Source organism: Mariniflexile gromovii (assembly GCF_017814435.1).
Taxonomy (GTDB): Bacteria; Bacteroidota; Bacteroidia; order Flavobacteriales; family Flavobacteriaceae; genus Mariniflexile; species Mariniflexile gromovii.
In genome coordinates this window covers 95,614-120,709 of sequence record NZ_JAGJCB010000009.1, presented here as the reverse complement: position 1 = coordinate 120,709, position 25,096 = coordinate 95,614, and the positions used below count along the sequence as shown (strand labels likewise).

At 33.6% G+C, this 25,096-nt stretch carries 22 protein-coding genes and 1 tRNA gene; 11 read left to right on the top strand and 12 right to left on the bottom strand.

Going from position 1 to position 25,096, the window contains the following annotated elements:
• Positions 1-131 precede the first annotated feature (131 nt).
• Both truA and J8H85_RS10860 read left to right on the top strand, forming a co-directional pair.
• Positions 132-875, top strand: a complete 744-nt coding sequence (gene truA, locus J8H85_RS10865) for a tRNA pseudouridine(38-40) synthase TruA (RefSeq protein ID WP_209655223.1) — start codon at positions 132-134, stop codon at positions 873-875.
• On the top strand, positions 875-2,644 hold the full coding sequence (locus J8H85_RS10860) for an ABC transporter ATP-binding protein (RefSeq protein WP_209655222.1): 1,770 nt from the start codon (positions 875-877) through the stop codon (positions 2,642-2,644). Before truA ends, J8H85_RS10860 begins: the two co-directional genes overlap by 1 nt.
• Here J8H85_RS10860 and cdaA read toward each other — a convergent pair.
• From cdaA to folP, 3 genes are read right to left on the bottom strand one after another with little or no spacing between them, the layout of a single operon-like run.
• Positions 2,641-3,426, bottom strand: coding sequence for a diadenylate cyclase CdaA (cdaA, locus tag J8H85_RS10855; RefSeq protein ID WP_209655221.1), 786 nt, complete (start codon positions 3,424-3,426; stop codon positions 2,641-2,643). The two genes, J8H85_RS10860 and cdaA, sit on opposite strands and share 4 nt — an antisense overlap.
• 36 nt (positions 3,427-3,462) lie before the next feature.
• Positions 3,463-4,149: a hypothetical protein gene (locus tag J8H85_RS10850; RefSeq protein ID WP_209655220.1), complete on the bottom strand. Its 687-nt coding sequence runs from the start codon at positions 4,147-4,149 to the stop codon at positions 3,463-3,465.
• Between the two features lie 11 nt (positions 4,150-4,160).
• Positions 4,161-4,985 (bottom strand): dihydropteroate synthase, encoded by an 825-nt coding sequence (folP, locus tag J8H85_RS10845; RefSeq protein ID WP_209655219.1) that lies wholly within the window; start codon positions 4,983-4,985, stop codon positions 4,161-4,163.
• 137 nt (positions 4,986-5,122) lie between these two features.
• On the opposite strand from folP, the gene J8H85_RS10840 reads away from it, so the two are divergent.
• From J8H85_RS10840 to J8H85_RS10810, 7 genes are all read left to right on the top strand, one after another.
• A complete protein-coding gene (locus tag J8H85_RS10840) occupies positions 5,123-5,662 on the top strand; it encodes a DUF1599 domain-containing protein (protein WP_209655218.1) in 540 nt (179 codons plus the stop codon).
• A 52-nt stretch (positions 5,663-5,714) separates the two neighbouring features.
• A complete protein-coding gene (locus tag J8H85_RS10835) occupies positions 5,715-6,812 on the top strand; it encodes a BT_3928 family protein (RefSeq protein ID WP_209655217.1) in 1,098 nt (365 codons plus the stop codon).
• Between the two features lie 90 nt (positions 6,813-6,902).
• Positions 6,903-7,979, top strand: a complete 1,077-nt coding sequence (locus tag J8H85_RS10830) for an ABC transporter permease (RefSeq protein ID WP_209655216.1) — start codon at positions 6,903-6,905, stop codon at positions 7,977-7,979.
• Positions 7,980-8,013: 34 nt separating this feature from the next.
• Positions 8,014-8,499 carry a TlpA family protein disulfide reductase gene (locus J8H85_RS10825; RefSeq protein ID WP_209655215.1) on the top strand — a complete coding sequence of 162 codons (486 nt, stop codon included), beginning with the start codon at positions 8,014-8,016 and terminating at the stop codon, positions 8,497-8,499.
• A gap of 43 nt (positions 8,500-8,542) precedes the next feature.
• Complete coding sequence (tpiA, locus tag J8H85_RS10820; RefSeq protein WP_209655214.1) at positions 8,543-9,292, top strand: triose-phosphate isomerase; 750 nt, start codon at positions 8,543-8,545, stop codon at positions 9,290-9,292.
• 251 nt (positions 9,293-9,543) lie between these two features.
• Positions 9,544-10,380 (top strand): 50S ribosomal protein L11 methyltransferase, encoded by an 837-nt coding sequence (gene prmA, locus J8H85_RS10815; protein ID WP_209655213.1) that lies wholly within the window; start codon positions 9,544-9,546, stop codon positions 10,378-10,380.
• A 15-nt stretch (positions 10,381-10,395) separates the two neighbouring features.
• A complete protein-coding gene (locus J8H85_RS10810) occupies positions 10,396-10,671 on the top strand; it encodes an ATP-dependent Clp protease adaptor ClpS (protein ID WP_209655212.1) in 276 nt (91 codons plus the stop codon).
• 1 nt (position 10,672) lies between these two features.
• Here J8H85_RS10810 and J8H85_RS10805 read toward each other — a convergent pair whose 3' ends face one another.
• Positions 10,673-11,086 (bottom strand): DUF6691 family protein, encoded by a 414-nt coding sequence (locus tag J8H85_RS10805; RefSeq protein ID WP_209655211.1) that lies wholly within the window; start codon positions 11,084-11,086, stop codon positions 10,673-10,675.
• 92 nt (positions 11,087-11,178) lie between these two features.
• Positions 11,179-11,736, bottom strand: coding sequence for a YeeE/YedE family protein (locus J8H85_RS10800; RefSeq protein ID WP_209655210.1), 558 nt, complete (start codon positions 11,734-11,736; stop codon positions 11,179-11,181).
• A 185-nt stretch (positions 11,737-11,921) separates the two neighbouring features.
• Here J8H85_RS10800 and J8H85_RS10795 point away from each other — a divergent pair.
• Positions 11,922-11,995, top strand: a tRNA-Arg gene (locus tag J8H85_RS10795).
• 235 nt (positions 11,996-12,230) lie between these two features.
• Positions 12,231-13,481 (top strand): site-specific integrase, encoded by a 1,251-nt coding sequence (locus J8H85_RS10790; protein ID WP_209655209.1) that lies wholly within the window; start codon positions 12,231-12,233, stop codon positions 13,479-13,481.
• Between the two features lie 850 nt (positions 13,482-14,331).
• Here J8H85_RS10790 and J8H85_RS10785 read toward each other — a convergent pair.
• From J8H85_RS10785 to J8H85_RS10755, 7 genes are all read right to left on the bottom strand, one after another.
• Positions 14,332-16,275 (bottom strand): sigma 54-interacting transcriptional regulator, encoded by a 1,944-nt coding sequence (locus J8H85_RS10785; protein ID WP_209655208.1) that lies wholly within the window; start codon positions 16,273-16,275, stop codon positions 14,332-14,334.
• Positions 16,272-18,482: a histidine kinase dimerization/phosphoacceptor domain -containing protein gene (locus J8H85_RS10780; protein WP_209655207.1), complete on the bottom strand. Its 2,211-nt coding sequence runs from the start codon at positions 18,480-18,482 to the stop codon at positions 16,272-16,274. Before J8H85_RS10780 ends, J8H85_RS10785 begins: the two co-directional genes overlap by 4 nt.
• A gap of 342 nt (positions 18,483-18,824) precedes the next feature.
• Positions 18,825-19,301: a Dps family protein gene (locus J8H85_RS10775; RefSeq protein WP_209655206.1), complete on the bottom strand. Its 477-nt coding sequence runs from the start codon at positions 19,299-19,301 to the stop codon at positions 18,825-18,827.
• Between the two features lie 40 nt (positions 19,302-19,341).
• A complete protein-coding gene (locus J8H85_RS10770; protein WP_209655205.1) occupies positions 19,342-22,887 on the bottom strand; it encodes a ShlB/FhaC/HecB family hemolysin secretion/activation protein in 3,546 nt (1,181 codons plus the stop codon).
• A 48-nt stretch (positions 22,888-22,935) separates the two neighbouring features.
• Entirely contained in the window at positions 22,936-23,262 is a 327-nt protein-coding gene (locus J8H85_RS10765) for a hypothetical protein (protein WP_209655204.1), read from the bottom strand.
• 24 nt (positions 23,263-23,286) lie between these two features.
• Entirely contained in the window at positions 23,287-24,651 is a 1,365-nt protein-coding gene (locus tag J8H85_RS10760; protein WP_209655203.1) for an alginate export family protein, read from the bottom strand.
• The gene (locus J8H85_RS10755; protein WP_209655202.1) at positions 24,648-25,085 is read right to left on the bottom strand and encodes a DoxX family protein; all 438 of its coding nucleotides are present in this window, start codon (positions 25,083-25,085) and stop codon (positions 24,648-24,650) included. The genes J8H85_RS10760 and J8H85_RS10755 overlap by 4 nt, the downstream gene beginning before the upstream one ends.
• Positions 25,086-25,096: the final 11 nt, after the last annotated feature.

Here is a 25,096-nt window from a genome sequence, read left to right as displayed (position 1 = left end):
ATATAGCTGAAAGCCCGACCCTTTTAGGGTAACGCCCAAATAAAACTTTTTAATATTTAATTAAGATTCATGCCTTCGGTGGAATGGCAAAACTGCCTATCTTTGCTTTTCATTAAAAGTATAGAGACACATTGCGATATTTTATTGAACTTTCCTATAACGGTAGTGCGTACCATGGTTGGCAAATCCAGCCCAAAGCCATTTCAGTACAGGAAGTTATTGAAAATGCCTTGGGTTTGCTTTTAAAGGAAAAAGTGTCCATTACGGGCGCTGGTAGAACCGATACCGGTGTGCATGCCCAACATATGATGGCGCATTTTGATAGTGATGTTGCTTTTAGCGAAACAGATTTGGTTTTTAAACTGAATTCGTTTTTGCCTAAAGGTATTGCCATTCAATCTGTTTTTAAAGTAAAAGCGGATGCACATGCACGTTTTCATGCGTTAAGCAGAACGTATTTATATAGGATTTCGCTGAAAAAAAACGTGTTCAATTTTGATAGTGCCTATTACGTGAAGCAGCACTTGGATGTTGAAAAAATGAAGGCGGCATCGCAACTGTTATTTCAGTATAGAGATTTTCAATGCTTTTCGAAAGTAAATACCGATGTAAAAACCTTTAATTGCGAGATGATGCAAGCCGATTGGTTTTTTGAAAATGACGAACTTCATTTTGTGATTAAAGCCGATAGATTTTTAAGAAATATGGTTCGCGCTATTGTGGGTACCATGGTGCAAATTGGGTTAGGCAAGCTACAAGTAGAAGATTTGCACACTATTATAAAATCTAAAAACAGGAGTGAAGCGGGTTTTTCGGTGCCAGCTCATGCTTTGTATTTAACCAAAATTGAATATCCAAACGATATAAAATTATAATGACGAAACAAAAGGAAAATATTTTTGACTTTACATTGTTTAAACGGTTGTTTCAATATATAAAACCGTATCAAATCATCTTTTTTAGCTTACTGGTTTTGGTTATTTTGTTGGCCATTTTAACGACGGCAACCCCTTATATTACCAAATATGCTATTGATAATAGCATTGCAATAAAAGAACATAAAAGCTTTTTGTTTTATGTGCTTATTATGTTTGCTGTTTTAATTCTTCAAACTATTTTTCAGCTTACGTTTATATATTACGCCGCTTGGTTAGGGCAGAATTTGGTGATGGATGTGCGCGTAAAACTATTCAACCACTTGCTTAGTTTTAAAATGAAGTATTATGACAATTCTTCGGTTGGTGTGCTGATAACCAGAGCAGTGACCGATATGGAACGTATTGCCGATATTTTTGGACAAGGTTTGTTTACTATTTTTAGGGATTTGTTGGCTATGATTGTGGTTTTTGGGGTAATGGTTTACATTAATTGGCGATTGAGTTTAATCGTTTTTATCATGTTGCCATTGCTTATGTACGCCACTAGAATTTTTCAAAAGTATATGAAAGTGGCTTTTGAAGAGGTTAGAAATGAGGTGTCTAACTTAAATTCTTTTGTACAAGAACGCTTAACGGGGATGAAGATTTTACAGATTTTTACACGTGAATCTATTGAATACAAGAATTTTATTGACATTAATAATCGGCATAAAAAAGGCTGGTTAAAAACCGTTTGGTACAACTCTATTTTCTTTCCGTTGGCCGATTTGGTGTCGTCTATAAGCATTGGTTTAATAGCTTGGTATGGTGGTTTGAATATTGTGATGAAAGGCACTGAAGTATCTCAAGGTGATTTAATTGCTTTTGTTATGTTCATTCCTATGTTGTTTAGGCCATTGCGCCAAATGGCAGATAATTTCAATACGCTTCAAATGGGTATGGTGGCTGCCAACCGTGTATTTAAAATTTTAGATACTACATCGCATATTGATGACACAGGAACACATGTGGCAGAACATTTTAAAGGCAACATTGTTTTTGATAAGGTGTTTTTTAATTATGTGGATGATGAAGATGTGTTAAAAGGCATTTCATTTAACGTAAAAGAAGGTGAAACCGTAGCCATTGTAGGCGCTACGGGTGCAGGGAAATCGACCATTATAAATTTATTGAATCGTTTTTATGAAATTAAAGATGGTGTGATTTCCATTGATGGGCGCGATATCAAACAGGTTACTTTGGCATCCTTACGTACGCAAATTGCGGTAGTTTTACAAGATGTGTTTTTGTTTGCCGATACCATTTTAAACAATATAACCCTAAACAATCCGGAAATTACCGAAGCGGTGGTAACCCAAGCAGCCAAAGACATTGGGGTTCACGAATTTATTGCGAGTTTACCGGGGGGCTATCATTATAATGTGAAAGAACGCGGTGTGATGTTGTCTTCAGGCCAACGTCAACTCATCTCTTTTTTAAGAGCTTATGTAACCAATCCAAGTATTTTGGTTTTGGATGAAGCTACATCGTCTGTCGATTCACACTCGGAACAACTCATACAAAATGCCACCGATAAAATGACCAATGGAAGAACTTCCATTGTAATTGCACATAGACTTGCTACAGTTAAAAAAGCAGACAAAATTATCGTTATGGATGCTGGCGAAATTGTAGAAGAAGGCACCCATGCGCAACTTCTTAAAAAACAAAACGGGTATTATAAAAACTTATACGAAGTACAGTTTTTAAAGGAAGAAGTGCTTTAAGCTAAATCTTTTTTAATCATTAAATTTAGTTGGTTGTTGTCTTCAAAAACAACAAATTCACCATCTTTAAAGTAAGAGATGGTTCCTGTTTCTTCACTAACAGCAAGCGCTAAAGCATCTGTTTTTTCGGTAACACCAATGGCAGCTCTATGACGTAAACCGAAGCGTTTAGGAATGGCTTTTTCATTGTTTAAAGGCAGAATAACCCGTGTTGCTTTTACAATATTATTGCTTACTATAATAGCACCATCGTGAAGCGGACTGTTCTTGAAAAAAATACTCTCTATAATGGGCTGGGTTACTTTTATATTCATTTCATCGCCCGTTGTGCTTAAAAAATCCAAATTGTTATTGCGTTCAAAAACAATTAAAGCACCTGTTTTTGAATTTGCCATTTTTATACAAGCTTTTAGAATAGCATCTACATTAGTTTCGTCGCTGGTTTCAGTTTTTAAGAATTTGAATTGCTTAAATATTTTTCCTCGTTTACTAAAATTTGTAGAACCAACCATTAACAGGAACTTCCTAATCTCTGGTTGAAATACCACAATTAAAGCGATGATCCCCACTTTCATAAAGCCGCCAAAAATGCTGGACAGCAATTCCATGTTCAAGAAATTGGTAAGTAACCATACCAAATAAATGATAATGATTCCTATAAAAATGTTGATGGCCACAGTGCCTTTAACCAGTTTGTAAACGTAGTAGAGCAGAAGTGCCACTAGGAACACATCAATAATATCAACAATAGAGAATTTTAAAAGGTCATCAAAAATTTCCAAGGCAAAATGGGTTTTGGTAAATTTAGTAAAATAAGGTTAATTAAAAATGAATTCGTAGTTTGATATGGTAACATTCTTTAAGTCTAATTCTGAAACCATCAACTTATACGAAATGTAATTTTGAAACGTTAAATTTTGATTGAAACTTAATATGATTTCAACAGGTTTCAATTCATTGGTCAATATAAGTTTGATGTTATTCAATAAATTATTCTCTTTTGAAAGCACGGAAGTAATATCAAAAAGAGGAAACTCTAAATAAATTTCATTAGAAGCATAAAAATCAATTTTCATTTTGTTTGAAAAATCTAGATTAGAATTTGAAGCAACATAGTCTTGAAAATCTTTGTTATGATAAACCACATTGGTAAATTCTACAAACCCTAAGTTTTTTTTGCTGGTATCGTTACAAGTAAAGTAGTTTTTGGCATTTTCGTTTTTGTGCTCAGATTTTTGTTTCTTTTCTTGAAGAAATTTTATTTTCGGAATGGCTTGTTTCAGTGTTAAGCGTTTGTCCACATTAATCAACCAATTCGTGGTGCTAATTAAGTTTTTTCGGTTTAATTCTAAACTATCAGGTAGGGTTTCATCATAAAATAAATAGGCAGCCGATATATCTTTTATTTCAGATATTTCAGATTGATTAATCTCGGGAAGTTCAACAACTTTATCTTTTCCGCAGGAAAAAACAAAAAGCAAAACAATAAGACAGGTGTTTTTCATAAATTCAACAATTAACGCTTTAGCGCTTCAACCAATTTAATAGTTTCCATAGCTTCCTTTACATCGTGAACCCGTAAAATGGAGGCACCTTTTTGTAAAGCTACTGTGTTTAAAACGGTGGTTCCATTTAAAGCTTCATTGGCAGTGGTTTCTAAAGTTTTATAAATCATCGATTTTCTGGAAATTCCAACAAGCAAAGGCTTTTCAATCATTTTAAACAGCTCTAAATGATTCAATAGTTCGTAATTCTGTTCTATGGTTTTAGCAAAACCAAACCCAGGATCTATAACCATATCAACAATGCCCAAGGCTTTTGCAGCTGCAATGCGTTCAGAAAAATAAAATAAAATGTCTTTGGCAATATTGTTGTAATTGGCATGCTGTTGCATGGTTTGCGGTGTGCCTTTCATGTGCATCATAATATATGGCACGTGTAAATTGGCAACGGTTTGCAGCATGTTGTCGTCTAATTTTCCAGCGGAAATATCGTTAATTAAAGCAGCTCCAGCTTCAACGCATTGTTTAGCAATCTTACTTCTAAAGGTGTCAATGGAAATTAATGTTTTTGGGAATTCTTTTAAAACGGCATGTATAATGGGTAAAATGCGTTGCAATTCTTCAGATTCCGAAACATGATCCGCATTGGGTCTGGAGCTATATGCCCCAATATCAATAAAGGTAGCCCCGTCATTCAGCATAGATTCAACGTGTTTTAATATAGCCGTTTCATTTTTGTGAATGCCACCATCGTAAAACGAATCTGGAGTTATGTTTAAAATACCCATCACTTTTGGTGATGACAAATCGATGAGTTTTCCTTTGCAGTTAATGGTCATTTTTCAGTTTCAAGTTCCATGTTCAAAATTCAAAGTTAGGATAAATTTCTAAAAATCTGTTCATACCAAAAACATTGAACTCTAAACTTTGAACTTTAAACTATTTAGCCGAAATTTACGCAAAATTCAATGTTTTCATGCAAGATACTTCAAAACAATACGATGCCGTAATTGATACCTGTAAAAGTTTATTTGTTAAAAAAATGTCCGATTACGGAAGTGCATGGCGCATTTTACGATTGCCTTCGCTTACCGACCAAATTTTTATTAAAGCGCAACGTATTCGTGGATTGCAACAAAATGACGTAAGAAAGGTTGATGAAGGTGAAGTTAGTGAGTTTATAGGTATTATAAATTATAGTATTATGGCCTTGATTCAGTTAGAAAAAGGCGTGGTGGAACAACCTGACTTATCTACAAAAGAAGCTACCGAACTATACGAAAAACAAGTGGCCATTACCAAAAAATTGATGGAAGATAAAAACCACGATTATGGCGAAGCATGGCGCGATATGCGGGTAAGCAGTTTAACCGATTTAATTTTGCAAAAACTACTGCGCGTTAAACAAATTGAAGACAATAAAGGCAAAACATTGGTAAGCGAAGGTATAGACGCCAATTACCAAGACATGATTAATTATGCGGTTTTTGCAATGATCCATTTAAACGAAAAGTAATTTTAAAAAATGTCACCTTGAGCGCAGTCGAAAGGTCTTATCATAAATAAAAATGAAAGTATTAGTAAGCATATCAAGAATTTTAGTTGGTGTTTTATTCATCATTTCTGGTTTAATAAAGCTCAACGACCCGCTTGGCTTTTCATATAAACTACAGGAATATTTTAGTGTAGATGTTTTAAACATACCGTCATTAGAGCCTTATGCCTTAATTATTTCGGTGTTGGTAGTTGTTTTTGAAGTGGTTTTGGGGGTGTTCCTAATTATTGGTTACAAACCAAAATTCACCGTTTGGAGTTTGTTGTTAATGATTGTGTTTTTTACGTTTCTAACCTTCTATTCAGCGTATTTTGATAAAGTTAAGGATTGTGGATGCTTTGGCGATGCTTTAAAATTAACGCCATGGGAAAGTTTTACCAAAGATGTTGTTTTATTGGTACTCATCCTTATTTTATTTTTTGGAATTAAACACGTAAAACCAGTATTTAGCAATTTGCAAACCACCATTTTAGCTTTGCTAAGCTTTATTTTTAGTTTTTGGTTGGCGTATCATGTACTTATGCATTTGCCCGTAGTAGATTTTAGAGCATATAAAATAGGTAACAATATTTTAGAGGGTATGTCTACACCAGAAAATGCACCTAAGCCAATAGTGGAATATTATTGGAAATTTAAAGTGAACGGCGAAGAAAAAATAATCACTACCGATGGTTCGTATCCAGACGTTGATGGCGATTATGTAGATGTCGATTCTAAAGTAATAGACGAAGGTTACAAACCGCCCGTGGTAGATTTTTCAATAGAAGATTCCGAAGGCAATAATTTAACAGAACAGTTTCTTTCAGAAGAAAATCTAATCATCATCGTTTCATACAACTTAGAAAAAATGGAAAAAGCAGGGGTTGAAAAATTGAAAGCCATGTCGGATGAAGCTATTAAAAAAGGTTATAAAGTTATTGGCTTAACAGCATCGGGTGAAGATGATAAACAGAAAATTAATAAGCTTTATAAATTGAATTTCAATTGGTATTTATGTGATGAAAAAGCTCTTAAAACCGTAGTGCGTTCAAATCCAGGGATTTTAGAATTGGACAAAGGCACCGTCAAACAAAAAGTTCATTGGAATGATATTGATGAACTAAAGTTGTAATTTTCAATAAAAAAAAATTAAGTTGTTTGTCGTGTAGTCGTTTAGTCGACCTCGACTTAACAAATAAACACATCAACAAATAAACTCTATTTGATAAGCTATATCCTAAATAAAGTCACATACGCATTACTCACCTTGTTTGGGGTGGTGACCGTTATATTCTTTTTATTCAATGTGCTTCCCGGTGATCCCGCACAAATGATGTTGGGGCAAAATGAAGGTAGCGACCAATTAGCCATTGTAAAACAAAAATATGGGTTTGATAAACCTATTAGTACACAGTATTTTTATTATTTAAACGATTTATCGCCACTATCATTTCATTCAAAAACTGAAAGCGATTATACGTTTTTAAGAAAAGGCAAATATGCTGCAACACCATTATTTTCAACAGGAAACACCACCACCGTTTTAAAGTTGCCGTATTTACGAGAATCGTTTACCAAACAAGGTAAAAAAGTCAGCGATGTTTTGGGTGAAACTTTGCCAAATACATTCGTCTTAGCAGTTTCGGCCATTATAATCGCCATGTTTATAGGCATTGTTTTCGGTATTGTTTCAGCATTGTATAAAGACCAATGGCTGGACAAAACCATTCAAATATTCAGCACCTTTGGTATGAGTGTGCCGTCATTTTTTAGTGCCATTTTATTCGCATGGTTCTTTGGTTTTGTATTACATAAATACACCCATTTAGAAATGACGGGAAGTCTTTATGAATTGGACGATTTTGGTGAAGCCAATCATCTAAAATTAAAAAACCTCATACTTCCAGCCATTGTTTTGGGTATTCGTCCGTTGGCAGTCGTTATCCAATTAATGCGAAATTCGTTATTGGAAGTTTTTAATCAAGATTATATCCGAACCGCCAGAGCAAAAGGCTTAAGCGAATATCAAATCATAAAAAAGCATGCGCTTAAAAATGCTTTAAACCCTGTAGTTACAGCTATTTCAGGGTGGTTTGCTTCCATGTTGGCAGGTGCGGTTTTTGTAGAGTATATTTTTGGATGGAATGGTTTGGGAAAAGAAATTGTAAACGCCTTAAATACATTGGATTTGCCTGTAATTATGGGTTCCGTTTTAGTAATTGCTTTATTATTTATCATTATCAATATTTTTGTAGATATAATTTACGTTTGGTTAGACCCTAAAGTAAAACTTCAGTAAATTTGCATGTTTGCAAAAAAGAAATTTTGAACCCATGAAAATAAAATATATAGCAATTCTATTCATAAGCATTTTAAGCTGTAAAGCACAAGAAACGCCAACACAGTTTTCTGAAGCAGCATTAAACGACACTTTTGTAACCTTAGAAGGAGAATCAATAACATTCAAGAGAATCTTAGAAGAAAACAAAGGCAAAACCTTGGTGGTTGATGTTTGGGCATCTTGGTGTAAAGACTGCATTGGTGGTATGCCAAAGGTTAAAGAATTACAAAAGGCATATAAAAACGCTACCTATGTTTTTCTGTCGTTAGATAAAACCCAAGACGCATGGAAAAACGGCATCAAAAAGTATGGAGTTAAAGGTCAGCATTACTTTATGGAATCAGGGTGGAAAGGACCATTTGGAGAGTTCATTCAGTTAGATTGGATACCAAGATACATGGTCATTGCGCCCAATGTAAGCATAAAATTATTTAAAGCCATTGAGGCAGACGATAAAAAAATCAAAGAAATTTTATAATAAAACTTAATAAAAGTCCTTAATTTAAAAAGGTAAATTAAAAATGAGACAACAAATTGTAGCAGGAAACTGGAAAATGAACAACGATTTAGCGCAAACCGAAACGCTAATAACAAACTTAAAAAATCAAGTAAAAACCTCAAAAGCAGAGGTGATGATTGCGCCAACATTCACCAACTTATGGCAAGCATACCAAACATTGAAAGATACAGATATTGAGGTGATTGCGCAAAACATGCACTTTGCTGCCAATGGCGCTTACACAGGCGAAATCAGTGCAAGCATGCTTAAAAGTGTAGGTGTTAAAACTGTTATATTGGGACACAGCGAGCGTCGTGAATATTTTGGTGAAACCGATGAAATTTTAGCTAAAAAAGTAGATGCAGCTTTGGCAAACGAATTACGTGTTATCTTCTGTTTTGGAGAAGTGTTGGCCGACAGAAAATCTGGAAACCACGAAGCTGTAGTAGAAAGCCAAATAAAAAACGCTTTGTTTCATTTAGAAGCTTCAGCCTTTAAAAATATCGTGTTGGCTTACGAACCTGTTTGGGCCATAGGAACTGGCGAAACCGCAAGTCCGGAACAAGCGCAAGATATGCACGCTTTCATCCGCAAAACCTTAAGCAATAAATATGGTGCCGATGTAGCAAACAGCGTATCAATTCTATACGGTGGTAGCGTTAAACCAAACAATGCACAGGAAATTTTTGGAAAGCCAGACGTAGATGGTGGTTTAATTGGTGGTGCCGCGCTTAATGCAGACGACTTTTTTGCGATTGTAAACGCATTTTAAATTTGTCATTTCCTTGAAGAAGGAAATCTTTTGGGCGTTACCACAAGGGTCGCGCTTTACGTTTCAATCTTTTTAAAACGACATGTCGAGGACAAAGATCGTGGCAAACTGCCAATTTTTTGTCCTCTCCATGTTTGTTTAGTTTAAATTTTAAAAAGGATTTTCACTGCAATCGCTAACGCAAACCTCAACAAATAAGTATATCGGCAATTCCAAAATCGTAAATCTAAAATCGTAAATCATAATTCATCATGTCCAACATCATTTATATAGGGTACGAATTTAAAGTAACACCACTTCAACCTGGGGTTGAAATCCTTATAGCAGAACTCGGTTATGCAGGTTTTGAAAGCTTTGTAGAAACCGAAGAAGGCGTCACGGCATACATTCAAAAAGATGAATGGAACGCATCTATACTTGATGATGTTCAAATTTTAAATTCCGAAGAATTCAAAATAGCATATGAATTTAACGAAATAGAACAAACCAACTGGAACGAAGAATGGGAAAAGAATTTCAATCCTATAATTGTTGATGATGTATGTACGGTGCGTGCGCCATTTCATGAAAAACCAAATACCCAATACGATATCATCATCGAACCAAAAATGAGTTTTGGTACTGGGCATCATGAAACTACTCATATGATGATCCAGTATATTCTAAAAAACGATTTCACCAATAAATCGGTTTTAGATATGGGTTGTGGAACAGGTGTTTTGGCCATTTTAGCAGAAATGAAAGGTGCAAAACCTGTAGACGCGGTAGATTATGATAACTGGTGCTATTTAAACAGTATAGAAAATGTGGAGCGTAATAATTGCAAAAACATCACGGTTATAGAAGGTGATGCCAGTGTTTTGTCTGGCAGAAAATATGATATTATAATAGCAAACATCAATCGTAATATTTTATTGAACGATATGGAAACTTATGTGTCTTGTTTAAACCAAAATGGACTCTTGTTTTTAAGCGGATTTTACAACGATGATATCCCTGTAATTCAAGAAACGTGTGAAAAATATTTGTTAAAATTTGAAGAAAAGTTGGAAAGAAACCATTGGGTTGCTTTAAAATTTTTAAATTAGTAAAAACTTTGACTTATGAGTACTAGAGAAAAAACATCTGAAGAAGTACTACTTCAAGAAGAAGTACTTACCCAAAACGAGATTGTGTTGTTTAATGACGACGTTAACACCTTCGACCATGTTATTAATACACTTATCTATGCATGCGAACACACAGCGGAACAAGCCGAACAATGCGCTATCTTGGTGCATTATAAAGGCAAGTGTACTGTAAAAACAGGTCTGTACGACGATTTGAAACCGCGTTGCAGTATGTTACTTGATGCCGGTTTAAGTGCTGAAATTATATAACTTAGTGTGGTAGTTTATCTTTTAAAACACCATAAATAAAAGTGCCTAAAACTGCAGCGGCAATAACTATAAGCATGCTGTAAACGCCTGTTCCCAGTAAAATATACATAGGGCCTGGACAAGCACCTATAAGTGCCCAACCCAATCCAAAAATACTACCACCAACAATATATCTAATAAAGCCGTTATCCTTTTTAGGTACAAAAATATCAGCGCCTTCAATACTTTTTATATAACCTTTCTTTGAAATTTGAAGAAATAGAACACCAGAAGCAATAGCAGTACCAATAATGCCATACATATGGAACGATTGAAAACGGAACATTTCATAAATACGGTACCACGACACAGCTTCCGATTTTACTAAAACAATTCCAAAAAATACGCCTACTAGTAAAAATTTAAAATATTTCATTTGTCTTGTTTTATTAATTTTTTAAATGTCAAATGCGACTCGTTTTTTAAATTTTTAGTATAAATACTTGAATAAGTTGCTCGTTTCATAATCTAAAAAATTAAGGGTAAAATAAAGTTGGTCATTATCAAGCCGCCAATAAAAAATCCAATAACTGCAATTAGAGATGGTTTTTGTAAACTACTAAGTCCTGTAATGGCATGTCCAGAAGTACAGCCGCCAGCATATCGTGTGCCAAAGCCAACCAACAATCCGCCAACTATTAGCAATAACAATCCTTCTATAGATGTAATGGCTTCAAGATTGTACATTTCTGAGGGCACTAAAGAAGCACCAGCATTTTCAAACCCCATTTGCTGTAATTCGGTTATGGTTGCAGGGTTTAAATCACTAACACTATCATTTGATAAATAATTGGTAGCTATAAAGCCTCCAATAATGGCGCCAACAACAACCGTTAAGTTCCACGATTGGTCTTTCCAATTAAATTTAAAAAAGTTTGAAAATTTATCGGCTCCCATGATTGTACACATCGTTCTTAAGTTGGACGACATGCCAAATGTTTTTCCAAAATATAAAAGTAAAGCCATTACTAAGGCAATAAGTGGACCGGAAACATACCATGGCCACGGATTTAAAATATAGTTCATACCTGTTAATTTAATGCAAATGTAAAAAGAAGTAAAGCTTAGTTATGTAATAAATGTTACTTAAGTTTAGTATAAATAAGACCGTTTTTAAAAGATAATAATAATAAGAATTAAAATGAGTTATAATATTGAAATAAATTTGGTTGTATTTTAATAAAATTATTATATTTGCACCCACTTAAAAAGGCCTCGTGGCGCAACTGAATAGCGCACTTGATTACGGCTCAAGAGGTTACTGGTTTGAATCCAGTCGAGGTCACTAAAAGCTAGTTGAATAGCTACAAAAACCACACAATTCATGCTAATTGTGTGGTTTTCAGGTTTTTAGGGGTTTATTTAATTTGATTTGTTTTGAATTTAAATGGTAGCTATTCGACAGTTAAACTTCAAAGTGTCAGTTCCAACTGACACTTTTGAAAATTTTGTATATTGAATTGGTATAGTTGATTTGACTTTCGTTCTGATAATTTTTTTATAATTTAAAGACGACAACTATGAGAACCACAAACACTTTTTCCATTCTTTTTTGGGCAGACCAAAAAAGCAAGAATGATGACCAAGCATTACTTTATGCCAGAATTACGGTTGATGGCAAACGAGTAAACTTAAGCCTCAAGAGAAAAATTGCAATCTCACTATGGGATGCTAAAAAGAAAAGGGCAAAGGGTGCTTCCAGTGAAGCCAGGCAAATAAATCTGTATTTAGACCAAGTGCACACTCAATTATTTCAAAACTATCAAGATTTGAAATTCAAAGGAAAATTAATCACGGCTCAACTTATCAAAGCCAGTTACGGTGGAGAGTTGGATACAAGTAAAACGCTGCAGGAATTGATAGATTATCATACACGCAAAATAGAAGGTACTTTAGCTCCTGGTACCATCGTTAATTTTGGAATCACTGAAAACTATATAAAACGGTTTCATGCAAAATCATTAAAAACTTCTGATGTTTTCCTAAAACAGCTGGATTATAAATTCATTTGTGATTTTGAGACCTTTCTACATAGATATTGGCCAAAGGGCCACCCAAAAGCAATGAAACATAATACAGTTATGAAACATTTACAGCGTTTACGTAAAATGGTCACATTGGCTTTTCATATGGAGTGGGTGGATAAAGACCCATTCATGAGATGGAAACCAACATGGGAAAAGAAGGAACGTCAATTTCTTTCAGAGAATGAACTCTCTAATTTAGAAACCTATTATTTTCCTATAGACCGGTTGGAAAGAGTTAGAGATCTATTTGTATTCAGTTGCTATACAGGTATTAGTTATGCAAACATCATAGCATTGAATGATTCAAATATTGTTAAAGGAATCGATGGTAATAATTGGGTAATTTCAAAAAGACAAAAAACAAAAACACCAATTAAAGTTCCTTTATTAGATAAGGCAGAAGAATTAATTGAAAAATATAAAGAGCATCCTATGACTGAAATAACTGAAACATTATTCCCAGTCATAACAAATGAAAAACTGAATCTATATTTAAAGGAAGTGGCGGATGCCTGTGGTATTAAAAAGAACTTAACATTCCACATGGCTCGTCATACATTTGCAACAACAGTTACATTGAGTAATGGCGTGCCAATCGAAACTGTATCTAAATTACTAAGCCATACTAAAATCTCTACAACCCAAATCTACGCAAAAGTTATAGAGAGAAAGGTTAGTGATGATATGGAAGTATTAAATACCAAGCTCAAAATTCAGAGAAAGAGTAATAGTTTAAGCTCATAACCCGAAGGTCACTGGTTCGAGTCCAGTTCCCGCTACTAGGAATAACAAGGGTTTCAAGAGATTGAGACCCTTTTTTTATTTCTATGGGTACAGAATAGGTACAGAATAATGCTTTTTTCGTGTTTACCATAAAAATTGATGTTATTTAGTGTCTTTTGAGGATAAAAACTATGGATTTTGAATCAAGATTTCTGTTTTAATGCTTTTTTAAGCTAACTACTAATTGCCGTTGCTTATAAATGTGTGTCATGAAGCAAGCATGTTGGAGTTTGTAATTTTTATGATTAAAGTATGTCTATCTGCAAAAAATAATCACTTATTTTAAAATTATATTTTGCATCCAAAAAATGGACGTAGTTATGCTTTAGCACAATCGATTATTGCTTTATCATTAATAGTTATAAATCACACCAAACAGTTACTAGATGCACTTCTTAGTTATTTTTTCTTATTTGCATTAATCCATTTAATATTTAAAGTTATTATAATGGAGTATTTAAATGATGATTTTTTATTCTATAACTTTATTACACCTAATAACTTAGTATTAGTAGAATTGAATTAGAAATTTAAATATTATCATTAAATCTTATGCCAAGTAATTTTATTTAAGTTTCACTATTGTTAGATTAAATCCTTTTTGATTTAGTTGAAGTGGTTAAAATAGTGGTTTGATTGAACTAGGTTCGAATCTATGGTTCGGTCAACAGTAATATTTTGTTTGACACATATTTGTACTTTTTTAGGTTTAACCCTTATTAATATTAATAAAGTACTCATCTTCCGTACCTAAATAAATTAAGTGTTTCGAAGCAAGATTCTGTTTTTATAGATTCCCAATATTAATAGTTTAAAACTGCTTAAAAAAGATATCCTCCTTATTAATCTCAAGTTTTTTGATTTTGGAGTTCAATGTCGAGGGATGTATATCCAAAAACTCTGCTGCACCACCTTTGCCAAAAACTTTGCCATTGCATCTTTTTAATACGTACAAAATATAATCACGTTCCACTTCTAAAATGGTTTTTATTCTTTCAGATGAAGGCTCAATGTCAAATTGCTTTCCATTGATATCATTAAATGGCAAATAGGAATCTTTAATTGTATCACCATCAGCCAGTAGAATACTCTTTTCGACATGATGCTCTAACTCTCTAATATTACCAGGCCAATCGTAATGTTTAAGGCATGATAGTACTATATTGTCCACTTTCAAGTGACTGATGTTATTATCCTTACATATTTTTTGAATAAAATGATTTACTAGCAAGGGAATATCGTCCTTACGTTCTCTTAGAGGTGGTAGGGTAATTGGGAAAATATTTAATCTATAATATAAATCCAATCGAAATCGGCCAGCTTCCACTTCTTTTTCAAGATTTTTGTTTGTTGCGGTTACAACCCGAACATTTAGTTTTATCGGAATATTCGATCCTATTTTTTCAACTTCCCTCTCCTGAAGCACCCTTAAGAATTTTACCTGTAGACCTAATGGCATTTCCCCAATTTCGTCCAAGAAAATAGTCCCTCCATTGGCTTGTTCAAATTTACCTATCCTTTTCTCATTGGCACCAGTGAAGGCACCTTTTTCATGTCCAAACAATATAGATTCTATGAGGTTTTCGGGAAGAGCTCCACAATTAACCACTATAAAAGGACCGTTTTTTCTGGGTGATAAATTGTGTATACTTTTTGCGACAAGCTCCTTTCCTGTACCACTTTCACCCAAAATTAGTACAGATGTATCCATTGGGGCAACCATTTTTATATGGTCAAAAACAGTTAGAAGGTTTGGGCTATTCCCAACCATACCACTAAAATGTTTAATAGGGGTGTTATGAGTTTTTGTTGGTAACTCTTTTGGTTTGTATTTCTCTGCATGTTGGTTTACAGCTACTGAAAAGATTTGTTCTATAGCCGGAGTCAACCTAGATAAAATCTCTAACTCAACATTTGTAAAGATGTTGGGTATTTTGCTAAAGAAACTGAGATTGTACAATTCCTCGCCCAGGGTTAATGGAATAGTCATCTGACTGTTTAGGTTAAATATCTTTGCAAGCGCTTTTTTGTAATGATTGTTTTTTAGGGATTCTCTAAATTCTATTTGACTGTATATTTTTGGTTGCACCAACATTTCTGAAGCATTGTACATTTCCTTTAACACTTTCAAATTTATTCTGCTTATAGCTGACAGTTCTTTAAGTCCAATACGCTGGTATTCATTAAAACCTATTCGATAACAGCCCATCGACGATTGAAATGTATTGTTATTTGAAGATGTCAGTTCAAGGTAATCAAATGGTATGTAGGATTGAAAAGTTTTAGTAAGTTCCAGGCATAAATTATCAACATTTGATTCCAAACCTAGTAATGTATTCAGTTTTAAACTGAGATTTTTTTGTATCGTGTCGTTAAAACCATTTGAATGTTCATGGTGATAAGAAGCTATTTCCAAAGATATTATGACATCCTTTTCTCGAAAGGGCTTAACCAAAAAACCATAGGGTTTGGTGGCTTTGGCTTCTTCCAAAGTTGACCTATTGGAATTTGCTGAGAGATAAATAAATGGAATACGGAATTCGTTCAGTTTATTTGCCAAGTCAATACCGGTGAGTTGCCCATTCAATCTGATGTCCAGAATGGCTAAATCTGGTTTAAGAGTCGCTATCTGCTTCAAGGCATCTTCATAGGAATCTGCAATACCGCTAACCTCAAAATCAGCTTTTCTTAAAATCCAAGACAAATCATTGGCAACGATAAACTCATCCTCTACTATTAAAATTTTCTTTTTCATACCTGATTGATTTTAAGTTTGTCCAAATCATAGGGAAACCTTATTGAAAGCTTAACGCCTTTTTCTGATATTATGGAGAAGATACCCTTAAGTTGTTGGGTCAACCCTTTTATTAGGCTTATGCCCAAGGAATTGGTCTTGTAGGGGTCAAAATTATCTGGAAATCCAACTCCTTCATCAATGACTTCTAATAAGATTTCACTGTTTTCGATCTTTTTCATATAAATATAGATAATGCCTTCTGATTTATTTGGATATGCATATTTAATAGCATTTGTCAACGCCTCATTGAGAATCAAACCAACTGGCACTGATTTATTGACATCTAGTGTAACATCATCCACTTGCATTTTAAATTCAATATGTTTTACCTCAAAGGAATCGCCAAAATACTTTACCAAATCATTGATATACGATTTCATCGTTATCAATGAAATATCGTCTTCAGTATATAGCTTTTGATGTATTAATGCTATGGCATGTAATTTGTGTTGACTGGTTTTAATGGCATTTAGCGCGTCCTTATTTTCTAGGTAATTAGATTGGATGTTCAACAAACTCATCAGGATTTGCAAGTTGTTTTTTACCCTATGGTGAATTTCCTTCAACAACCATTCTTTTTCCTTTACCAAATTTTGTAGGGTGATATTCTTTTGATCGATTTCCCCTTTTTGACTCACCAAAATCCTATTGGTTTTCTGTTTTAAAAAATAGCGATGAATAAGCAGGACAATAATAACAGTTAACAATATCAAGATTCCTAACACAAAGTTTTTTGTTGTATTTAGTGTTTCCAATCTTGATTTTTGTAAGTTGGTAATGTTTTGTAAAGAGGCTATATTTTCTTCTTTCTTTTTGGTTTCGTAAGATATTTGTAGCTCTTCTATCTGTTTGCTCTTCTTTTCGTTAAATATAGAATCCTCCAATGATTTATAGGCTTGGTAATGCTTGATGGCTTCAACGTAATTGCCCATAGACGAATCAATTTTAAAAAGAAGTAGCTGACAATCCCTATGTTTGGTAGCCTTATTAATTCCCACTGGAAATTTTAAAAATTTATTCAAATAATATTTAGCACTATCATATGATTTGCGGTTAAGTAAAAGCTCCCCTACGTCGAAATCCAGTTCAGCAATAATCCGTGGGTAGGTGGTGTTTTTAATTTCATCAAAAAACGTTAAGGCCAAATTATAATGGGTTAAGGATAGATCTATTTTGTTAAGTGCTTTATAGTAGTCACCTAATGTTTTGTTGTAAATACCATTTGTAAATGCTGTATTGGGAGGAAATTTGTTTTTTAAATCATTTAAAACCGACATCACCTCCCTTGTTTTCTTTTGAAGGATTAATTGGTTGCAATAATTAGAGGTGTGGAAAAACAGGTAGTCAATATTATTCGATTTTTTTGAAGAATCCATTGCATTTCGATACCAAATTGAACTTTGACCATGATTGCCTAATTCGTTGTAATACTCTGCAACAGTCATATAGTAGTAGTTAATATAAGACGTATCCTTTACTTTCCTCGCATGATTAACGCTTTCAAAGGCATAGAAGAGTCCCTTATCCAGATCACCTCTTAGTTTAAGGGTTTGGGCGAGTAGAAAATAAATATAATGGAGTTGTCTATAAGATATTAATTTTCCTGAGTCCATGGCGGATACAAATGTATCCCTAGCAAGATCTAAATGTCCTTCGTTCAAATAAACATCTCCTAAAAATGTAATTACATCTATCTGTTCTTTCTTGAGATTGAGTTTTGTATAAATTTCGAGTGCCTTATTAAAAGCCTCCAAAGCTTTTTCATAATCAATTAAATCATAAAAAACCCTGATTCCCATGCGATACCATGTATCAGCTTCCTCCTTTAATAAATTATTTCTATGGTAAAAATCCGTGACTTCTGAAAAGTAAGATATTCCGATATCAAAATTTGATTTCTCGAAGTTTAACTCTGCCAAATTTGACTTAATATCAATTTTAAGAACGCTATCGTTTATATGCTTGCTGTTTTGTATTGCTTTTTCAAAGTAATATGTAGCGCTATCCATATCAGCCTTAAAGCTTTCAGGTCTATGAAGAAATTTCTTGCCTTTTTCCAAATACACTTTAACCTTTTGAATGTTTGGGTCATTCTGGTAAGGCAAATTTCCATACAATGGTGAAACAAATGAAAGCAGGCAATAAGTCATGATTAATGCTAACATAATCTTGGTCTTGGAAACTCTTGTCCTGTCCATCCTTAGCGGTTAATTTATCTCAATAAATTTAAAAAAAGAAAAGTGATTTCTTTAATTTTATTAAACCATCTTGAATACTTTTTTCTTTAAGATTTAACTGAGTGCAATGTTTTATTATCATAGTCATTAAATGTTCAAATAACACAGTTGGAATTGGCAGTGTTTGGTACCCATCCAAATTTTATTAATGTTAGAAATTAGCGTTTCACTTTTAATAATAGTCCTTGCGAGTTCTAACTGTACGTTGATTATTATCAATTTCATATTTTCATTAATTACTATTTTGAAGTATTATGCTTTAATTATTTTTTAGACTTTTAAATATGCGGAATACATCCATACCAATTTTTCCTGTTCCCTAATGTAATCGCTCATTAATGCATTTGTTCCAGAATCATCTGCGTCTTCAGAAGTTTTAAGAATGAGTCTTTGTTTGACCAAAAGAGTATCCAATGATTTTATTATTTCTTCAATCGATTTCTGGCCATTGCTTACTTGGCTGCTTTCTTTAATATTTGAATCCATCAAATATTTGGAAAATTGATGACTGGGTTTATTGCCAAGTGTAAGAATGCGTTCTGCTATTTCATCAATCTTTACTAAGAGATTATTATAAAGCTCTTCAAATTTTTGATGAAGCACAAAAAAATCATCACCGTGTATATTCCAATGATACCCTCTAGCGTTCTGATAGAAAATGGAATAATTAGATAATAAGTCACCTAATAAATCTGTTAATTTTTTGCTTTTTTCTGTATCTAATCCTATTGAATTTAATGATTTCATTTTAATATATTTTATTTTGGTTTTTTATGATTTATGTTTTTTAAAAGGCTAAGCTAAATTTGATGTTCAATCTACCTCCATCACTGGAATTGAAATAGGCAAAATTAGCAGTTGTAAAACCAGACAGATTAAAAAATAGTCCTCCTCCCTGTGAGGTGTGCATTTTATTGGAGTCATTGTCAACTGTCCAAACCCTGCCGTAATCAAAACCACCATAAATACCTATTTTAGTTGGCAAGAATCCGTTGGGTATATGACCAAGAGACAGTCTTAAATCTGAATTTTGATAATATGACGTTTTGCCGCTAAACCTTTGCTGGCGAAAGCCCCTTAGGCCATCCCCATCACCAATACTGGATGCTTGGAAGAATTCAAAATCATAATTGAAAATATGGGATGCTTTTAGTTTGGTTGCATAGGTTAGGATGCCTTTCCTATCAATTCTTGTGGTAACTCTTATCTCTGGACTAGCATATACAAAACTTTTGTCTCTCTTTAGATTGTCTTTATAGCCCATTGTCAATTTAATTCCTAGGCCCTGTTTGGGAAACGAGCCATCATCAAAGTTGCTGTAATCGTATGAAGCTTCCAATCCAACAAAATTCTGTTCCTTAAAGTTGACAGGATCTATGTCTGCCATGTCGATATATCTGTTTGAGGTTCTTTCAACCTCAATACTCTCATAGGATACCCCAAGTTGTATTTTGCTACCTTGATACCCCCTAAAAACCAATGAGGGTTTGATAAACAATTTTTCCAGACGGACCCGATTATAGTCCAAACCAAATTCATCGTCAAAATTGGGAGTCCCATTGCCATAACCGAAATAATTATTTGTAAAAAGGGGGCTGCTGTATCCACTGGAAAGTTCAAAGTTGACCTTTTCAAAAATATTAGCAAACTCTCCCGTGTAATTTAAGTTTATCCCGTTGGTTTCTGAATACCATAAAATTCTTAAACTATGTTGTTGCGAAAATGGATTCCTCCGCAAACCATTGATGGTATGTTTAAAATTAAGACCAACTGCAATACCGTCATCCGGATTGGCATTGATAAGCGGAATGATCTGGCTCATATCCTTTCTGTTCTTCATGAAATTAAATGTATTCAGGTCATAGTTGTCAGATAAAATGATATGGGACCGTTTTTCAAACGTATTCATCTGAGACCTATAATCATATACATTGACATTATGCTTATTTTCGAGTCCATAAGTATCATTCCCTTCGCCACCAATTATCTTGATTTTTATGGGTTTGTCTCCTTTGCCCTTGACTTCAAAAATATCATCCCCATCAAGTCCATATATCCATAGTTCCTTGGAAATTCCACCGTAATAATGGGTATCCCAAAATAGATCTTCCTTACCGCTAGACCTAAGCCTATAACCTTGGACCTGTGTGGTACCATTCGGCAAGCGATTGATAACAAACCTATCATTTTTGTCAGTTCCAGTAATGGTCACATACTTATGTAAAAAATCGTACATTTCAGAAGCGTTTTCTTCAATATTGTTTATCCTACCCATCAATGCGGTTTTTATTTGTTCTTTATTATTTTGATTTATTTCGGCCGGGAAATTTTTAAAGGCTTTATCAATGGAACCTTCATTTAAATGCTCTTTTATATATTTAGCCTGGGTAAGCCAATCCTCTTTATTATCATTCATCAGAACTAATCTGTCAAGGTCATCACCCGCATCGTTGAAATACTTGACCGATTTGTAATTTGGTCCGTAAACCTGCATAAATCGTAAGGGAGGTGTTAGTGTCGTGACCGCATTGAGCATGAATCCATCAAAACTTGAAAACGCCTGGTCTCTATCCCTTGGAATGGGTTGGTATAGTTTTATTCCATTTACTATTTCTTTTTCAGACCAACGCCATTGATCTGCATGCCTGTCCCAATCCCCAATAATGTTGTCAAAGAGTCTTGTTCTTATATAGAGTTCTTCATCAATCTTAATTTTGTCTTTTCTTCTCATGGCTTCTATCAGATCCGAAGTGCTAATTATTTTGTTACTATATCCTAAACTTTCAACATCACCATGTCCATCGGTCAAACGCTCTTCTATGAAATATACCTTGTCACCAAATTCATCGTTATAAATATCCAATGCTTTTTGTTTTGGGATATAATAGATATTGGGATTTGCATGGTAAATGCCCAGAGCATCCGACATTTCTCCTAATGTGAGTGGGGCATATGGACTGGCCGTTGTCCAATAATCCTGTAAGAGTCTCACAAAATAAGTGTCCGCAACATCAGGATTTAGATAATGGGATTTTGAAACAAAATATTGAACAAAACGTAAGGCGCTTTTTTTGACATTTCTCATTACATATTCTTTTCCATCCTTGCTTTCCAGACGTAATGAACTTGTTTGGTGACCACCTCCCTTTCTTATGGGAACAAGTCCACCGTGCAAGGTGTCCAGTATTGCTGTTTTTAATTTTATGGGCGTTTGGTAATCATTGATATAATGGACACCCCATAAGGTTCTGAAAATTTTCGATCTCTCCAGTTCTGCCGGCTCATAGATAGATTTATATACATATTCTGGAGCGGTATTATTGGTTAAATCTGTCGTTTTTATGTTTTTGATTGAGGCGGGGATGATTTCTGAGGAAAACAATGGAATGGCATAGTTATTCGATTCTCCATAGTAATTCATTAGCAGTGATCCATCAGAATAGCTTAACAGTTCCGGAAATCCTGGTTCTGAGGTACTGAATAGATTATTTTCGGCCCGTCCTATTTTTATTTTCTTGTCGGCAGAACCATATATTATTTGGGGAACCCCCTTTTCTTTTAAGTATTGGAAATTAGCTTCATGCCCCGATAAAAAAACTACGTTTTCGTATTGACGGGCTATGGTCAATAATCTATTTTTAAAAGCATTGTAATATTTGTTGTTGAGCTGTTTTGGATTCACTCCAAAATTATAAGGGTTTCCGTATTTGCCGTTTGAAGCTATAGGATGATGAACTGCAACGATGATTGTTTTACCCTCACTTTTGACTATTTCATGTTCTAGTTCAGCATAAAACTGTTCTTTGGTTTTAATGTCACAATGCACATTAAGATTAGGGACTTTATCCCAATCCATTAGTGACCAATAGGAGTCTAGCAGTATTAAATCAAGAACATCATTGATTTTTTTCTTTTCAATGGGACAACCGTTTTTTAGTTGGAAGTCACTTTTATTTTTAACATTTTCCTTAATCAATTCCTTTTTTTGTTTTAAACCATCGATGCCAAGTTCCCAATCGCCATCACTATTTACAAATACTGTGTTATCGGAGTACTCATTTAAAATTAACCTGATAGATTTAAAAATTTCATTTTTATCACTATTGTTTTTCGTTTTAGAATCAAGACCTCCCAAAACAACTATTGAGTTAGAAGCAGAATCTTTTTTTAACTTAGCTTCAAATCCTGCTAAAAGATTTTTATTATTATAATTAATGCTAGAATAATTTATAGCTAACACTTTATTTGTAAGTACTTTTTCAGAGTTTGTATTTTGGGCTACAATACAAATAGTGGCGAATATGTTTACAAGAAGATAGAATGCATTTTTCATATTTAATAATTTAAAAATTCATTTAACATATTAGCGTTACAATCAGGATTATTTACAAGGATTTGATAAACTTTCCCTTTCTAAGAGTAAAATTTTAATTCTTTTTTTAATCTTTTTTTTAAACTCTATTGAGTAAGGAATAAAAACAGTTCCTAAGTTTTTTTCATTGAAGAAGTTTATCAAGGTTTGTTCTTCGTTTTCTTCTATTCCATTTTCAACAATTAACAGGTCAAAATCATTATAAAAACTCAATTCATAGGCATTTTGAGGATTATCGACTTCGAAATAATTATGGAACCTTAAATATTTTTTTAACAAATTCGGCCAAGAGAATGTTGATGAATTTCCTATTTTCATAATATTTAGAGATTTCATGATTGACGTTTTATTACTATAATTTTAGAATTTTAACTGAGTTGTAATTACTGTATGAAAAAGTGAAGCGACCAGATCGCTTTTCTTTAAAAATTTTCCAGGGATAATCAGGTTTGTTTCTAACTCTATATTTAAGTGGTTGTTCAGATTATAACCTAATAAGGCCCCAAGTTGATGACCTATGAAAGCTTCCGTATTAGTAGAAGGGTACTCTAATATAAGTGCTGCATTATAAAGACCATCAGTTATTGAATATCTCCAAAAGGCATCATAATCAAGTTCAATATAAAATGTACTTTTCATAAGAGAAATATATGGATGAACATCAATTAAATTAGATGGCCCAAATTTTGCAACCCTTCCAAAATATGCACCTCTTGGATATAGAGCATCAAATGTGTTCAATTTGGCGTCATTGGATGTTTTGTCACCGCTGATTACCTCCGTTTTTAATCCCAAATTCGTCTGCCAGGATATAAATTTTGTTGAATATTCTGCAAGAACAGAAAGCGTATATGCTTGAATATCTAGATTTCCAAAACTTCCAAATTGGTAAACAGCTTCATTGTTAAATGAAAAATTATTAACCCTGCCAAAAAACCGCATTCCCGCACTATAACGCCTTTCATTATCTGAACCAATATTGTAAGTTACATTGTCATCTTTTTGGTAAAGGAAATAGAAATCAAAATTTGTCGCCTCATTGAAGTTTTTGGTAGCGTAAATTCCTGAAAATGTTTCCTCAAATTGGAGATATTTGTTATCAAATATTTCAAATCGGACCTTCACAGGAATGGAAAAGAAGGCACTAATAGTAGTGTTTATATTGTTGTAATCTATTCTTGCAAGATCAAAAGAACGCCTAACATTTGGACCTTCTCGAATATCGACCAATCTTCTTCCCCCAAACATTAAATTTTCTCTTCCTAAAGTAAGTTGATATTTAGAGTTAAAATTATATTTAATAAAAAACTGGTTAAAAGACAATATATCCTTGTCTACTGGACTTATATCCGTTTTGTTTATTACAGTACTCGAATTAAGCTCAGAATATACCATAAAGTTTTTGCCCAATTTTAAATTTAAATGGACTAAAAATCTATTCAAATACCATATATTGTCTTGATCACTTTTATTTGTAAAATCTTCATTAACAAAATTTTCTACCTGAAAACGATAGTCGCCACCAAAGGACAGGTAATTTTGATTTTTTAGATCTATCCATTTCAATTTTTCATATCCTGATTTATTCTCTTTTTTATCTAAAAACGACATGTCATCTTCTTGGCCCAAAAGATGAAATTGTAGTTTATTATTATCTTGGGGATAACATACCCAGCACCCAATTATAAAAACTAAAGAAATATGAATTATCCACCAGATTTTCATAGCGAAAGTTTTTTATGGATTAATGCATCAACTGAATACTTGCCAGCACCAACAAAAAGGAGATAGGCAAATACTATAGAATACATAAATGGTATGTCTCTTTCTTGCAAACTGTCATGGGCATGCACCACCAGGTATCCCGTTAGTGTTACAGCAAGTATGGGCAATGTGGCTAAACGTGTTAAAAAACCAAAGAATACCAAGATTGGAAATCCTATATTAGCCCCAATTGCAAATATTTGGTTTAGGTTTTGAGGAAAACCAAAAGGATTTGGAACGACTTCGGCTATGTCTGCCCCGATTCCAATCTTTTTGTAGCCATGTACTACAATCAATTGGATGCAGACCAAAATGCGTAGTACTAACAATGCTATATGGAAGTGGTTCACCATTGCGTAATTAGTAATATGCCTTAAAAAAGATCTCATGTTCATTTTTTAATTTT

Excerpts from the sequence above, each read along its gene's own strand:
- J8H85_RS10770 (WP_209655205.1), bottom strand. The coding sequence starts at position 22,887 with ATGAAAAATGCATTCTATCTTCTTGTAAACATATTCGCCACTATTTGT.
- tpiA (WP_209655214.1), top strand. The coding sequence starts at position 8,543 with ATGAGACAACAAATTGTAGCAGGAAACTGGAAAATGAACAACGATTTA.
- J8H85_RS10785 (WP_209655208.1), bottom strand. The coding sequence starts at position 16,275 with ATGAAAAAGAAAATTTTAATAGTAGAGGATGAGTTTATCGTTGCCAAT.
- J8H85_RS10760 (WP_209655203.1), bottom strand. The coding sequence starts at position 24,651 with ATGAAAATCTGGTGGATAATTCATATTTCTTTAGTTTTTATAATTGGG.
- J8H85_RS10805 (WP_209655211.1), bottom strand. The coding sequence starts at position 11,086 with ATGAAATATTTTAAATTTTTACTAGTAGGCGTATTTTTTGGAATTGTT.
- J8H85_RS10825 (WP_209655215.1), top strand. The coding sequence starts at position 8,014 with ATGAAAATAAAATATATAGCAATTCTATTCATAAGCATTTTAAGCTGT.
- J8H85_RS10780 (WP_209655207.1), bottom strand. The coding sequence starts at position 18,482 with ATGTTAGCATTAATCATGACTTATTGCCTGCTTTCATTTGTTTCACCA.
- prmA (WP_209655213.1), top strand. The coding sequence starts at position 9,544 with ATGTCCAACATCATTTATATAGGGTACGAATTTAAAGTAACACCACTT.
- J8H85_RS10775 (WP_209655206.1), bottom strand. The coding sequence starts at position 19,301 with ATGAAATCATTAAATTCAATAGGATTAGATACAGAAAAAAGCAAAAAA.
- J8H85_RS10800 (WP_209655210.1), bottom strand. The coding sequence starts at position 11,736 with ATGAACTATATTTTAAATCCGTGGCCATGGTATGTTTCCGGTCCACTT.
- J8H85_RS10840 (WP_209655218.1), top strand. The coding sequence starts at position 5,123 with ATGCAAGATACTTCAAAACAATACGATGCCGTAATTGATACCTGTAAA.
- J8H85_RS10755 (WP_209655202.1), bottom strand. The coding sequence starts at position 25,085 with ATGAACATGAGATCTTTTTTAAGGCATATTACTAATTACGCAATGGTG.
- J8H85_RS10765 (WP_209655204.1), bottom strand. The coding sequence starts at position 23,262 with ATGAAATCTCTAAATATTATGAAAATAGGAAATTCATCAACATTCTCT.
- J8H85_RS10860 (WP_209655222.1), top strand. The coding sequence starts at position 875 with ATGACGAAACAAAAGGAAAATATTTTTGACTTTACATTGTTTAAACGG.
- J8H85_RS10810 (WP_209655212.1), top strand. The coding sequence starts at position 10,396 with ATGAGTACTAGAGAAAAAACATCTGAAGAAGTACTACTTCAAGAAGAA.
- J8H85_RS10835 (WP_209655217.1), top strand. The coding sequence starts at position 5,715 with ATGAAAGTATTAGTAAGCATATCAAGAATTTTAGTTGGTGTTTTATTC.
- J8H85_RS10790 (WP_209655209.1), top strand. The coding sequence starts at position 12,231 with ATGAGAACCACAAACACTTTTTCCATTCTTTTTTGGGCAGACCAAAAA.
- J8H85_RS10850 (WP_209655220.1), bottom strand. The coding sequence starts at position 4,149 with ATGAAAAACACCTGTCTTATTGTTTTGCTTTTTGTTTTTTCCTGCGGA.
- folP (WP_209655219.1), bottom strand. The coding sequence starts at position 4,985 with ATGACCATTAACTGCAAAGGAAAACTCATCGATTTGTCATCACCAAAA.